General features: G+C 62.2%; 10 protein-coding genes. 4 read left to right on the top strand and 6 right to left on the bottom strand.

What is annotated here, in order from left to right; all coding sequences use genetic code 11:
- From NKJ01_RS20210 to NKJ01_RS20200, 3 genes are all read right to left on the bottom strand, one after another.
- The gene (locus NKJ01_RS20210) at positions 1–975 is read right to left on the bottom strand and encodes an ABC transporter permease (protein ID WP_352730408.1); all 975 of its coding nucleotides are present in this window, start codon (positions 973–975) and stop codon (positions 1–3) included.
- Positions 975–2,003 (bottom strand): ABC transporter permease, encoded by a 1,029-nt coding sequence (locus tag NKJ01_RS20205; protein ID WP_352730406.1) that lies wholly within the window; start codon positions 2,001–2,003, stop codon positions 975–977. Before NKJ01_RS20205 ends, NKJ01_RS20210 begins: the two co-directional genes overlap by 1 nt.
- A 100-nt stretch (positions 2,004–2,103) precedes the next feature.
- The gene (locus NKJ01_RS20200) at positions 2,104–3,777 is read right to left on the bottom strand and encodes an ABC transporter substrate-binding protein (RefSeq protein WP_352730404.1); all 1,674 of its coding nucleotides are present in this window, start codon (positions 3,775–3,777) and stop codon (positions 2,104–2,106) included.
- A 248-nt stretch (positions 3,778–4,025) separates the two neighbouring features.
- On the opposite strand from NKJ01_RS20200, the gene NKJ01_RS20195 reads away from it, so the two are divergent.
- Positions 4,026–4,832 (top strand): helix-turn-helix transcriptional regulator, encoded by an 807-nt coding sequence (locus tag NKJ01_RS20195; RefSeq protein ID WP_023760656.1) that lies wholly within the window; start codon positions 4,026–4,028, stop codon positions 4,830–4,832.
- 110 nt (positions 4,833–4,942) lie between these two features.
- On the top strand, positions 4,943–5,842 hold the full coding sequence (locus NKJ01_RS20190; protein WP_352730498.1) for a proline iminopeptidase-family hydrolase: 900 nt from the start codon (positions 4,943–4,945) through the stop codon (positions 5,840–5,842).
- A 44-nt stretch (positions 5,843–5,886) separates the two neighbouring features.
- Here the strand turns inward: NKJ01_RS20190 and NKJ01_RS20185 are convergent, their stop codons facing one another.
- The 3 genes from NKJ01_RS20185 to NKJ01_RS20175 form a co-directional block, all read right to left on the bottom strand.
- Complete coding sequence (locus NKJ01_RS20185) at positions 5,887–6,960, bottom strand: SIP domain-containing protein (protein WP_352730402.1); 1,074 nt, start codon at positions 6,958–6,960, stop codon at positions 5,887–5,889.
- 246 nt (positions 6,961–7,206) lie between these two features.
- On the bottom strand, positions 7,207–7,983 hold the full coding sequence (locus NKJ01_RS20180; RefSeq protein WP_352730401.1) for an esterase family protein: 777 nt from the start codon (positions 7,981–7,983) through the stop codon (positions 7,207–7,209).
- 4 nt (positions 7,984–7,987) lie between these two features.
- On the bottom strand, positions 7,988–9,154 hold the full coding sequence (locus NKJ01_RS20175; protein ID WP_352730399.1) for an ATP-grasp domain-containing protein: 1,167 nt from the start codon (positions 9,152–9,154) through the stop codon (positions 7,988–7,990).
- Positions 9,155–9,813: 659 nt separating this feature from the next.
- On the opposite strand from NKJ01_RS20175, the gene leuA reads away from it, so the two are divergent.
- Both leuA and NKJ01_RS20165 read left to right on the top strand, forming a co-directional pair.
- Entirely contained in the window at positions 9,814–11,568 is a 1,755-nt protein-coding gene (gene leuA / locus NKJ01_RS20170) for a 2-isopropylmalate synthase (RefSeq protein ID WP_502905890.1), read from the top strand.
- Between the two features lie 182 nt (positions 11,569–11,750).
- Complete coding sequence (locus tag NKJ01_RS20165; RefSeq protein ID WP_352730397.1) at positions 11,751–13,499, top strand: tetratricopeptide repeat protein; 1,749 nt, start codon at positions 11,751–11,753, stop codon at positions 13,497–13,499.
- The last annotated feature ends 78 nt before the right edge of the window (positions 13,500–13,577 follow it).

Here is a 13,577-nt window from a genome sequence, read left to right as displayed (position 1 = left end):
TCAATGGGCATCTCTAACCCTCGGATCGATGAAGACAAAGGCAACGTCGACGATGAAATTCGCCATCACGACGAAGAACGAGGCGTAGATGACCGTCGCCAGGATCATCGGCAGATCGAGCGTCTGCAAGGCGCCGTAGGTGAGCTTGCCGACCCCTTGCAGGCCGAACACCACCTCCGTCAGCAAGGCGCCGCCGCCGACCAAGGCGCCAAAATCCAGCCCGAACATGGTGACGAAGGCGACGAGCGAGGTTCTTAGGCCGTGATGCAGCAGCACCCGCCGCTCGCCGATGCCCTTGGCGCGCGCGGTGCGGATGAAATCCTCCTGCATGGTCTCGATGATCGAGGCCCGCAGCACGCGGCCGTAAAGTCCGATATAGAGCGTGGCGAGCGTGAACCAGGGAATGACAAGTGCCTTGAACCAGCCCCAGGGATCCTCGGTGAAAGGGATATAGCCGAGCGGCGGCACCCATGAGAACAGCCAGCTGTCATGCCAGCGGCTCTGCGTGACCAGATTGGCGACTTCGCCGAGCCAGAAGACCGGTATCGACACGCCGATCAGGCTGAGGATCATCAGCGTCCGGTCGAGCCACGTACCGCGCGTCGCGCCGGCGACAACGCCGACGATCAGCCCGCCGAGAACCCAGAAGACGGCAGCGCCAAGCACCAGCGACAGAGTGATCGGGATCGCCTCGAGCACCGTCGGAACGACCTTCTGGCCGCGATTGACGAAGGAGGTGAGGTCGCGGCTGATGAAGAGCCGCTTCATCATCAGCGCGTATTGCACAGGCAGCGGCCGGTCGAGGCCGAAATCGTGCCGCACCTGGGCCAGCGTTTCCTGTGATGCGTTGCGCCCGGCGATGCGCGCCGACGGGTCGGCGCCCGGGGTGGCGAAAAAGATCAAGAAGGCGACGACGCTGATGCCGAACATCACCAGCACCATCTGGCCGAGCCTGGAAATGAGCGCCGTCAGCATCAGACGACCCTGATCGACGACTTCGGGTCGAGCGCGTCGCGCACGCCGTCGCCCAATATGTTCAGTGCCAGCACCGTGATGACGATCGCCAACCCCGGCGCCAGGGCGACGATCGGGCGTGAATAGAGAAGCCCCTGCCCGTCCTGGATGATGGTACCCCAGCTCGCATCGGGCGGCTGCACGCCGATGGACAGGAAGGACAGCGAGGATTCGGTCATCATGTTCAGCGCCAGGATGAGCGGCACGAAGACGATGACCCGGGTGATCACATTGGGGAGGATATCGTAGAGCAGGATACGCCACGGCGACGCGCCAATGCCGATCGCGGCCGTGACGAACTCGGCCTGCATCAACGACAGGACATGACCGCGGATGGGCCTGGCGACGTAAGGCACGTAGACGATGCCGATGATGAAGATCGGCAGCCAGAGACTGCCGGAGCGGATTTCGATCGGGCCGATGGTGATGCTTTGGGTGATCAGGACGATCGACAGCGAAATCGCCAGCAGGAAGACGGGAAACGCCCACAGCACATCGAGAATGCGCGATAGCAAGATGTCGACCAGACCGCCGAAAAAGCCGGAGACGACGCCGAGCAATGTCGCCAGGCCAAGGCATATCAACGCGGCGGCGCCGGCGATCAGCAACGAATTGCGACCGCCGTAAAGCAGGCGTGCGGCAACGTCGCGGCCCTGATTGTCGGCGCCCAGCATATAGGGCCCGAAATCCCAGGTCGGGCCAAGCGGCGTGAACCCCAGGCCAAGGCCTTCGGTCGAAGGCTCCAGCACCTGCCTGGTCTGGCCGTCTATGACGATCTCGCCATTGAGGTTGGTGGCGAAAGGATCGGTCTGCGCCACATAGCGGGCATAGAGAGGGGCTGCCAGCGAAGCGGCAGCGATCAGCACCAGGACGCCGAACGCCATGATGGCAGCCCGGTCGGCCCTGAGCTTGCGCCACGCCGTCCGCCATGGCCCCTCGGCGCCCCGGCGGATCCGAACCAGCACTTGCCCGCCAATCGAATTGTCCATGATGGGTATGAATTTCAGATCGGCGGGAAAAGCAACCGCGGCGGAGGATTGCGCATCGTTCCGCCGCGGATCGAATTGGGCCTGTTCACTCAACCCCTGATCACTCGACCCACGACTGGCTCATGATCCAGTAGAATTGCGGACTGAAGACGAAATTCTTCAGCCGCGGCGAGATCAGGTCGACACGCTTCGGCGTGAACAGCACGGCCACGGGCGCGGCATCGGTGACTGCCTTGTCGACGGCGGTCCACAGTTGCGCACCCTTGGCAGGATCGGCGATCGTAGCGGTCTGAGCCTCGCCCATCTTCTTGTCGATCGACTTGTCGCAGAAGCCGGAAATGTTGACCGAAGCGTCCGAGCCGGGTGTGAACGAGGCGCAGCTGAACAGCACCTGCAGGAAGTCCGAAGGCGCGGGATAGTCCTGGAACCACTGCGAGATGGAAATCTGCACCTTGTTGTTGGTGTTCTGGATGTAGGTGAACTGGATGTTCTGCGAGATCGGCTTGATCGAGGTCTTGTAGCCCAGCCCGTTCAGCACATCCTGCATGTACACGCCTATCGACTTCGACACTTCGGTGTCCTCGGTGATGATCGTCACCTCCTGTCCGGCTGTTCCGGAGGCAGCTACCAACGCTTTGGCTTTCTCCAGGTCAGGCGCCGACCACTTTTCGGCGGGATTGGCCGTGAACGGGCAATAAGGAGCGTAGGACGGGAAATCCGGCGGCAGGATCTGGCAGGAAGGCTGCGCCAGATTGCTGCCGCCGAACAGCTTGACGATGGCCGCCCGGTCGATGGCGTAGTTGACCGCCTGCCGCACGCGGATGTCGTTGAACGGCGCGAGATTGGTGTTCATCGGCGCATACCACATCGCCGTCAGAGGATGCACGGACACCTGCTTGGCGTATTTCGTGCCCAGTTCCGCCAACCGGTCCGCCGGCGGCGGATCGAACATCCAATCAGCCTGGCCGTTTTCCACGGCGGTGACCGCCGCCTCGTCGGTGAGACCGAAGCCATAGTCTATCTCGTCCGGATAGCCGGCAGGCTGCGCCTCCTTGCTCCATTCCTTGAAATGCGGATTGCGCACCATCTTGAGCAGGCTGTTGGGATCGTAGCTGGCGATCATGTAGGGCCCGGTGCCCGGAATGGGCGCTGTCCCCGAATCCTTGAGAGGCGCCTCGGCGGGCAGGATCGCAGCGTGCGGGATCGAGATCTTCTGCAGGAAGTCCGGATCGGGCGCCACCAGATTGAAGGTGACGGTGCTTGCCGCCTCATCGGCGACGACGCCGCCCTCGAGCGTGCAGGTCGCCGGCGTCTTGAGGCATATGTCGGCGCCGACTATGCCATTGTAGAGCGTGCCCGTCGTCGGGCCGCTGATCTTGAACATGCGCTGGAACGATGCCACGACATCGGCTGTCGTCAGGTCCGATCCATCGGCGAACTTGATGCCCTTGCGCAGCTTGAAGACATATTTCTTGCCGCCGTCTTCCGGCTTGGGCAAGCTCTCGGCCAGGTCCGCCACCACCTCGAAACCGGTCTTGTCGCCGGTCTTGCGGAAGGTTACCAGCCCATCATAGAGGACATAGTTGATCTGGAAATATTGCAGCGTGTAGTTGATGTGCGGATCGATCGTGCCGGCAGCGGCGTTGGCGAGAAGCTTCAGCGTCCCGCCAGCCTTGCCTTCTTGCGCGGCCGCGCCTGTCACGGGCGCCATCAGCATCAGGCCAGCCAGGCCGACACCGGCGATCATTGCGCTAAAAACATTCCGGGACCGCATCGTCTTGCTCCTCTGGGGAAGTGGGTGATTGCAAACCACGATGTGCGCCAGGTGGCACACGCCGGACCGCGATCCATTGTACACAGCGTATGGCGCACGAAACCCGTCGGGATAGCTGTGAATTAAGATAGTTTTGGCCGTCCAGATGCGTCGCGAGCAACAAGCCGTGATCGTGCTGTGCTCATTTGTTGAGCATTTTTCGAACATGCCCGTTTGACAAACATTGGCTGGCGGGTAAGCTTTTGCTCATGCAAGGCGTATCCGGCGATTTCGAGAGCGAATTTCACACAGGCATGGGAATCGACGCCGCTATGGCGGCGGCGATGCGCGTGCTTGCGCCCGCCGGTTTCACTTCGCTGATCTACGACTATACGCCGGTCCCGGTCAGCCACGACGGCGAGTTGATCACGCCTTCGCTCATGGCCCTCGCCAACGTGCCGCCCGACATGCAGGACCTGTGGTGCAAGGGCGGCTACTATCAACTCGATCCGGTGCAGGAGGCTGCACTCGCGGTATCGCGACCATTTCTGTGGTCGCACAAAGGGTCGCAGAGCCCGGTCATGCGACGCATCCTGCAGCGCAAGCATGACCCGGTGATAGGCTATCTCTTGGACACCAAGATGACATGCGGCGTGACGGTACCGATCCGCTTCGACGGCGGCGATCTCGCCACCTTCACCGCCATCCGCCTTGATCCGGAGCCGAATTTCGAAGCCGAGGCACAAGGGATGCTGCCCGGCATAGGCGACCTCGGTCACCTGTTCCACGATTGCGTCTATGCCGGGTTCGATCAGCGCACCAGGACAAGCCAGTATTTCCACCTGACATCACGGGAACGCCAGTGTCTGAGCCTCGCGGCTTGCGGATTGACGGCCAAGCAGATCGCCAATGAAATCTGCCGCAGCGTGCCGACCGCGACGCTGCATCTCAACGCCGCCAGCCGCAAACTCGGCGCCCGCAACCGCTTCCACGCCATCGCCCTGGCGGCACACTACCGGTTGCTCGGGCCGATCAGCCAGGGCCAGGACCTGTCCCGCCGGCAGCATCAAAACTAACGTTATTGCTAGCTGGTCGCTTGCCGGTCCGCCTCTATACCCTTTGCCACGAACACCGTCGGAGACCGCTGATGAGCGGCCGCCGCCGAGCCAGCCAGGCAGAGGACACGATGGACGAGCTTGCAATATCGGAAGGGTTCAGCGCCTACGGGCCATACAGGACCTGGTACCGCGTGACGGGAGACCTGGCGTCGGGCAGGCTGCCGCTGGTCGTTGCCCATGGTGGTCCCGGTTGCACCCACGACTATGTCGACAGCTTCAAGGACATTGCCGGCTTCGGCCGCGCGGTGGTCCACTACGACCAGATCGGCAATGGACGATCCACCCATCTGCCGCACAAGGGCGGCGACTTCTGGACGGTCGAATTCTTCCTTGGCGAACTGGATGCGCTGCTCGCCCATCTCGGCATCCAGCAGCGTTACGCCCTGCTCGGGCAATCCTGGGGCGGCATGCTCGGCGCCGAGCATGCGGTGCGCCGGCCTGCGGGCCTCAAGGCACTGGTGCTCGCCAACTCGCTCGCCTCGATGAAGCTGTGGGTCGAAGGCGCCGGGCAACTGCGCGCGGAGCTGCCGGCAACGGTGCGACAGGCGCTCGATAGCCACGAAGCGGACGGGACGACGGACCATCCCGACTACCTCGCGGCAACCCGGGCATTCTACGACCGGCACGTCTGCCGCGTCGTGCCCTGGCCGGCGGAGGTGGCGCGCACCTTTGCCGCCATCGATGCCGATCCCACCGTCTACCACACGATGAACGGCCCCAATGAATTCCACGTTGTCGGCACCATGCGCGACTGGACTGTTATCGATCGCCTGCCGCTGATCGAAGCGCCGACACTGGCCTTTCGCGGCCATTTCGATGAAGCCACGCCAGCCTGTGTCCAGCCCTTCCTCGACCATATTCCCACGGTCGAAGGCCATGTCTTCCCACTCTCGAGCCACATGCCGCATGTCGAGGAAAGGCAGGATTGCATGGCTGTCACCGAAGCGTTTCTGGCCCGCCATGACTAACCGCCGTTTTCGCGCGGTAGCGAACGTTGACAGGAGATCGACGGTTACTCGTCGTCGCCCACGCTATGCGCCTCCCGGCGCCAGTAGGCCGTGACCAGGTGCTGGTCGCGCGACAGACTCCATTGCTTGCGCACGATCTTGCGGATCTCCCGGAAATCGCCGAATTCGCATCCGGCCCAGACATAAAGGCCGTCGGCAAGCGCCATGTGGCTGCGTTCCCGCAAGGCGGCCGGCAGCAGGCCGGCGGTGCCGGCCTCGCGGCCATGCCGGTAAAGCCAGGTGATATCGATGTTGTCGCCTTGCGCCAGCGCGATCCGGTCATCCGGGCCATCGACTTCGACCAGTGCTTCGGCGCGGGTTGACGGCGGCAGATGCTCGAGGATCCTGCCGATGGCGGGCAGCGCGGTGTCATCGCCGAGCAGAAGCAGGGTCTGAGCTACCGGGGCATCGCCGCCGCCGGGTCCGATCATGCCGATGACGTCCCCCGCCTGTGCGTTTTGCGCAAAAGTGGCGGCGGGCGTGTCCTGGCCAGGGTGCAGCACGAAATCGACATCGAGCCAGCCGCTTGCGGCATCCACCGCCCGGATCGTGTAGACCCGTACGGTCAGGGCATCGTCGCCCGAGGGCCAGACAAGCAGCCCGTCGGCACCCATCGTGGGCCAGACCGGCCGCCGCCCATGCGGCGGCAGCAGCAGCCGCATGTGCAGGCCGTCATGGGTAAACCGGGCGAGATCCTTGCCGGCGAAGCGCAGGCGCTGCATATGCGCCGAGATCCGCGTCGACGCCAACACCGTGATCTCACGGAAGAAGACCGGCGTGCCGGCGTCAACGCCGTCGCCTTGCCAGCGCAGTCCGCTGGCCGTGCCAAGATGTTCGGCGACATGGCCGGCAACCGTCATCTTCATGTAGGACAGGCAGGTTTCGTCCATCGCCGCAACACGGATCAGCATGCCGTCATCCTCGAGCGTGGCGATCAGCGAGCCATAATGCAGGCGAAGCTCCCAACGATCGGCCGCACCGGTGTCGATCTCGAATTCGACGTGCTCGGCGCGCAGCCGCTCCATTGCCGATCTGCTTGCTTCATCGCTGATGCGGGTTTGTGCACTCAGTTGGTCCATCGCCCAAGTCCTTCGAAACGGTTCGGGACAAGACGCCGGCGGCGCCTCGCCGCCACCGCCATGCCACAGCCATTCCAGTGTTTCCACCGAAACATGACTATTTGCATCCTATTTTTCTGGAGCGCCTAGGAGCCGCTTGCCGCCGCTGCAAGCTGGCCAAAGCATCCGGAACCGGCCACGCCAGGTCGGATGTGCTCATTCGTCTGCGCAACGAGGTGGGTCCAGAGTCAGGCCGATCAACGCACCTCAATCCAGCCTGTGCATCAGGTCCTCATCCAGCCAGCGGCCGAAGAAATAGACCAGTTGCTTGTGCCACCACGGCCAGTCGTGGCTGACATCGCCGCCCCAATAATCGACCCAGGCGGGAATGGACTTGTCACGCAGGACCTGTTCCAGCTTGCGCGTCTCGACCAGCATCCGCTCTTCCCAGGCGCCCTGCCCGCAGCAGAAGATCAGCCGCAGCGCCTTCAGGCGGGCAAGCAGCTTGGGATCGACGATGCCGGGCAGATAGTCGAGCGGCGAGTTGTAGAAGATGTCGCCTTCAAGCACGTTGCCGAAAAAGTCGCGGGCCGAATAGACGCCCGACAGCGCGATAACCCCGCTGGCAAGCTCGGGAAAGCGGAAGACGAAGTTCGACGAGTGGTAGCCGCCCATCGAGCAGCCCGAGAACAGCGGCTTCAGCTTGCGCCCGCCATTGGCTTGCTCGGCTGCCGACAGGAATTCCGGCAGCGCCTCCTCGCGCACATAGCGGAAATAGGCCTCGTGGCGGGCGATGCGGTGCGCGGCGTCGGCATGCTTGTCGAAGAAGGATTCCGAATCGACCCCATCGACCGTGAACAGTTGGATACGGCCCGTGTCGATGAATTCGGCAAGTGCGCCCACCCCGCCGGAATCCTCGAACTGGTAGAAGCGCCCCTGCGAGGTCGGGAACACCACCACCGGCCGGCCGGCGTGGCCGTAGCGCTTGTATTCCATGTCGCGGCCGAGCTTGTCCGAGAAACGCTTGTGATAGGAGATGTCCATCGCCTCACACCTTTTCCGCGTGGATGTAGGCGACCGCCTTGCGCAGCGCCGCTTCGTCCTTCGAGCGCATCTGGTAGGCGTAATTTCCCATGGCGCGGCTGAAAACCTCTTCGATGGCCTGATGGTGGACGATCTTGTCGCCATGGGCGGCTAACACGGCCTCATGGCTGTGCAAATAGTGGAGGCGTCGCTTGCGGCTGGCGTAGGCGGTGAAATACTTGCCCTCATAGGGCCCGCCGGCGGCATCCCTGACCACCATCTCGGCCCATGCCGCATAGACGTCGATGTCGAAGGTGTAGTTGATGGCATCGGTCATCCAGGCGCCGGGCGGGCGCATGTTGACCTCCAGCGCGATGACCCGGTCGTCCTTGGTCTCGAACAACTCGATGTGAAAGAAGCGCTCGCGCACGTCGAACGCTTTCAGGATCTTGCGGCCGGCCTCCTCGACTGCCGGGCTGATCCTGGGAAAGCAAACGTAGCTCATGTGGCGATCCTTGTTGACCACCTCCATGACGCTCTGGTCGTAACGATGGCTCGCCGCCAGCACCACTTCGCCGTCGCGATTGACCAGCCCGTCGAAGGTCACCACCAGCCCCTCGATGAACTGCTCCATGACGAATGTCACGTCCTCGGGCTTGTCCCTGAAGAACTGGTCGAGCTCCCTGGCGTTGGAGATCTTGAAGGTGTTCGAGGCGCCCGAACCGCTGTCAGGCTTGACCACCACCGGATAGCCGACGCGGCGGATGAAGGTCATGGCCCCAGCGCGGTCGGAGCATTTGCGCTGCGCTATCGTGTCGACACCGCTCTTGCGGAAGAAGGCACGCATGCGGCTCTTGCGCTTCAGATTCTTCACGAAATCGAGCTTGGTGCCATAGATGTTGAAGTCGGTGCGGATGTTGGCTTCCAGCTCCAGCCAGTGCTCGTTGAGCGATTCGAAACGGTCGATGCGGCCCCATTTGTGGATGAAATGGCCCATCGCCCGGAACACCGGATCGTAGTCTTCCATGTCGGCGACACGGTAATATTCCGAAAGCGCCGCCTTCAGCTTGGCGTCGAGTGCCTCATAGGGTGCGTCGCCGATGCCCAGCACCCTTGCTCCAGCCTTCTTCAAACGGTCGCAGAAATCCGCGCCATTGGCGGGAAAATGCGGCGAGAAGAACACGAAATTCATGGATGACCCCTCCCAGCGACAGGACATCGCAACCCCGTCGACGCCCAAGTCTGGCGCATTTGCCGCGCCTGGGGAAGAGCACGTGCGTTAGAGATTCCCCCCGCCATGCCAGGGCAACGAACTCGGGTTAACGGGTTCCTTCGGCGCCTTCGCCGGCGCGTAGGCTGACGGAAACGAAAAACCCGCCTGCGCGGCGGGTCACTGGCGCAAATCAGCACCATACGCAAATATGTACCATAGCTGAGGTCACGAAATCAAGAAAAAATTCCTATCCTGCTACCGGCACAAAAGCTGCCGACACCGCCGAACTGGCTGTCGTCAGGTCTTTTGTCAACTTGAGTTCGGAGCCTACCCCCATGCGGTCCCACTTGCCTCCCACAAGCTGCTCCTATATGAGATCAGCCATGAACACGCGCGCCATCAACGCTTCCCGTCCGACCGGTTTTTCCGGCGAGGCCGTGCGCGCGCTGGCTTCGACCCTGCTTCTTCTTGGCCTTATCGGCGATCGCCGGGTTCGCTGAAGGAGCGCCCGGCGGTCGAACCGCCGCGCAAGCGCATGCTCCTTGGCAATCACATCAAGCGAACGAAATTCTGGTAAAGGCGCCGCTCGCCATCAATCCACCTGAGGGTGGATCCATGAGCCGCCGGGAGAAATGACGATGAACGCACGAGAAGAGGTCCGCTCCGACGCAGCGGTAGCTGGCAAGGGTGTGGAAAGCAGCATCCAGAACAGGGGCATGCCTGACGCGGCCAGCAAATACCAGCCCTATCCGACCGTCGGCCTCACCGACCGCACCTGGCCCTCGAAGGTCATCGACAAGGCGCCGATCTGGTGTTCGGTCGACCTGCGCGACGGCAACCAGGCGCTGATCGATCCAATGGGCCACGAGCGCAAGGCGCGCATGTTCGGCCTGCTGCTCGACATGGGCTTCAAGGAGATCGAGATCGGCTTCCCGTCGGCCTCGCAGACCGATTTCGACTTCGCCCGCTGGTGCATCGAGCAAGGCAACGTACCCGCCGACGTCTCGCTGCAGGTGCTGGTGCAGTGCCGGCCCGAACTGATCACCCGCACCTTCGAGGCGCTCAACGGTGCCACCAACCCGATCGTCCATTTCTACAATTCGACCAGCGAATTGCAGCGCCGCGTCGTCTTCGAAAAGGACGTTGGCGGCATCAAGCGCATCGCCACCGATGCGGCCAAGATGATCACCGATATGGCGGCCAAAGCCGGCGGCGGCTTTCGCTTCGAATATTCGCCGGAGAGTTTTACCGGCACCGAACTCGAAGTGGCGCTGGAGATCTGTAACGCCGTTACCGAGATCGTCAGGCCGACGCCGGACAACAAGCTGATCGTCAACCTGCCGTCGACGGTCGAGATGTCGACACCCAACATCTATGCCGACCGCATCGAATGGATGTGCCGCAACCTCGACAACCGGGAGAACCTGCTGGTCTCGCTGCATCCGCACAATGACCGCGGCACCGGCATCGCCACCACCGAACTCGGCCTGATGGCCGGCGCCGACCGCGTCGAGGGCACGCTGTTCGGCAATGGCGAGCGCACCGGCAATGTCGACATCGTCACGCTGGCGCTCAACATGTACACGCAAGGCGTCGATCCCGGGATCGACTGTTCCGACATCAACCGGATGAAGGATGTCTACGAATATTCGAACCAGTTGAAGATCCCCGAGCGCCATCCCTATGTCGGCGAACTCGTCTATACCGCCTTTTCCGGCTCGCACCAGGATGCCATCAACAAAGGCATGAAGGCGCTGAAGAAGGCCAACACGAGCCTGTGGGAAGTGCCCTATCTGCCGATCGATCCGGCTGATGTCGGACGCAGCTATGAAGCCATCATCCGCATCAACTCGCAGTCCGGCAAGGGCGGCATCGCCTATGTGCTGCAGGCCGATTACGGCCTCAACCTGCCGCGCAATCTGCAGATCGAATTCAGCCAGGAAATCCAGGCGATCACCGATGCCGAGGGCAAGGAAGTGCCGGTAAGGCGCATCTACGAGCGCTTTCTCGAGACCTATGTCGATCAACCCGGCGCGCGGTTGAAATTCCTCGATCACCACACCTATCCCAGCACCGAAATCAAGGGCCGGCGCGTTGTCGAGGCTGTCATCCTCGACAATGGCAAGGAAGTGACGATATCGGGCACCGGCACCGGTCCGATCGACGGCTTCGTCGATGCGCTGTCGCGCCATCTCGGCGTCGAGATGTCGGTGCTCGACTATTCCGAGCACTCGCTGCAGCGCGGTTCGAACGCGTCGGCCATTTCCTATGTCGAGATGGAATATCCTGACGGTAAGCTGTTCGGCGCTGGCATCAACACCAACATCGTCGCCGCCTCGCTGGAAGCGGTGACGTCCGCCGCCAACCGGATCATTGGCAAGAAAGCCGGCTGACGCACGACCAGAGCAGATCGGGACCGCCGCAAGCTGGTGATCGGTTCCGATCTTTCGGGACATTAACCACCGAACAATTATCCGGTGGGGTACGTGATCACATAATGGTTGTATACTTGTGTGGCGGTGCGGGACCTATATGATCGCGCCTCAACCTGTGCCGACTTCGAGAGGATCGACACTTGCAGCATGCCACGCCTGCCGCCCCCGCAGTGCGCGAGACACTTGAGCGACTGCTTGCCAGCCAAACGTTCGGACGATCCGAACGTGCGCGCAAGCTGCTTCGTTATCTTGTCGAACGTGAACAAGCCGGAGAAGCCGACAGGCTCAAAGGCTTCTCCATCGCCATGGATGTTTTCGGCAAGGATGGCGATTTCGATCCGTCCACCGATGCCGTCGTGCGGGTGCAGGCAGGCAGACTGCGCGAGCTTCTGCAGCACTATTTTGCCAATGAGGGCGTTGCCGAGCCTGTCCGCATCGCCATTCCGCGCGGCGGCTATGTTCCTGCCTATGAATTGAACGCCATAAGGCTGCCGGATCTGAAGCAGGACGGCGCTGCATCCGCCGATCGGCCCGACGACGCCAGTGTGCCGGATGCGGCATTGCTGGCTTCCGAGACGCCATCACCCACGCCCTTGGTGGTACGCCATCTCCGCTTCTTCTGGATGGCGATGGTCCTGGTCATCGCCATGCTGGGCATACTGATCCTTCGTCAGGGCAGCAGTGGCTTGCTGGCAGGCGGCGACATGTCGGCAACGATCGAGACCGCCGGCACAACCGGAAGCATCGCGTCATCGGCAATGGCTGACGCCCTGCCGCAAGTCTATATCGGCCTCAAGGCTGAAGGCGCGTACGCCAACCGTGTCGCCGCATCGCTGCGTGCGGGCCTGAGCGGCTTCGATACGATCGACTTCATCGGGCGCGATGCCATCGCCGATCAGGACGACGATGCCACAAGCTTCATATTCGATATCCTGCCCGGTGCCGGCACCGGCGACATCACAATCGAACTGCAAAGCGTGGCGTCCGGACGAGTGCTTCTTTCGCGCAATCTGACCCCTGCCGACAGCGCTCCTGCGGCGATCGAAGACCGTATCGCCGACATGCTGAGTTCAGCGCTTCCCGCCTCGGGCACGATCTACAACTATATCGAGCAGACCAGTACGCCAAATGGCCTGACGCAATGTCTGCTGCTCAACGGCAAATATTATCTCGACCAGAACGCCAGGACGCATGAGACGGCCTATCGCTGCCTCGAGAAGCTGGCCAATGGCGGCACGAAATCGTCCCTCGTCTATTCGGAACTGGCCTCCCTTCATCTCGAGGCGGTCTCCGATCACTATGCCTATCCGCCCAATGCGACGATCGAGAAGGCGGTGGAGTTTGCCCATCGCGGCGTGCAGATGGGACCGACCAGCCCCTATGCGCATCGCTCCTACGGCTATGTCAGTTCGCGCCTCGGCAATACGGACGAAGCGATCCGCTGGATGCGCAAGGCCTATGAACTCAATCCCTATGATCTCGGCATGGCCGCCGCTTACGGCTATGGACTGATCTTCGCCGGCCGATACGCGGAAGGAACGCCGATCCTTGACCATGCGGCAGAGACTTTCAGCGGGCACTCGACATGGTGGGACTACGGGGTGTTCGTTGGTGAGTTCATGCTCGGCGACATGAACAAAGCCATCGCAGCCAGCATGGCATTGAGAACGACGGCAACGAAATCGCACTATCTGGCGGCGCGGCTGATCGGCGCCAAGGCCGCCGGACAGGACCATCTGGTGAGCACTCTGCTGAATCAACTGACCACCGAGTTCCCAAAATTTGCCGCCGATCCGCGCGCGACCTTCGTCGAGCGGAAATATCCGGCTGACCTGACCGACCGGCTGGTCCAGGCGCTGCGCGCTGCCGGGCTTGGCAACCCAAGCTGACACCAATCGCAGGCCGGGCGCGCCACGTCCTAATAGTGGATTTCCTGTGCTCCAATCGCCGCTGCGGGTTGGTCGCCG

The organism is Mesorhizobium sp. M0276 (genome assembly GCF_040321755.1).
Taxonomy (GTDB): domain Bacteria; phylum Pseudomonadota; class Alphaproteobacteria; order Rhizobiales; family Rhizobiaceae; genus Mesorhizobium.
This window is presented reverse-complemented; position numbering and strand designations above follow the sequence as displayed.

Bases quoted from the DNA above. Each gene is read 5' to 3' on its own strand.
- NKJ01_RS20210 (WP_352730408.1), bottom strand. From the start codon at position 975: ATGCTGACGGCGCTCATTTCCAGGCTCGGCCAGATGGTGCTGGTGATG.
- NKJ01_RS20205 (WP_352730406.1), bottom strand. From the start codon at position 2,003: ATGGACAATTCGATTGGCGGGCAAGTGCTGGTTCGGATCCGCCGGGGC.
- NKJ01_RS20200 (WP_352730404.1), bottom strand. From the start codon at position 3,777: ATGCGGTCCCGGAATGTTTTTAGCGCAATGATCGCCGGTGTCGGCCTG.
- NKJ01_RS20195 (WP_023760656.1), top strand. From the start codon at position 4,026: ATGCAAGGCGTATCCGGCGATTTCGAGAGCGAATTTCACACAGGCATG.
- NKJ01_RS20190 (WP_352730498.1), top strand. From the start codon at position 4,943: ATGGACGAGCTTGCAATATCGGAAGGGTTCAGCGCCTACGGGCCATAC.
- NKJ01_RS20185 (WP_352730402.1), bottom strand. From the start codon at position 6,960: ATGGACCAACTGAGTGCACAAACCCGCATCAGCGATGAAGCAAGCAGA.
- NKJ01_RS20180 (WP_352730401.1), bottom strand. From the start codon at position 7,983: ATGGACATCTCCTATCACAAGCGTTTCTCGGACAAGCTCGGCCGCGAC.
- NKJ01_RS20175 (WP_352730399.1), bottom strand. From the start codon at position 9,154: ATGAATTTCGTGTTCTTCTCGCCGCATTTTCCCGCCAATGGCGCGGAT.
- leuA (WP_502905890.1), top strand. From the start codon at position 9,814: ATGAACGCACGAGAAGAGGTCCGCTCCGACGCAGCGGTAGCTGGCAAG.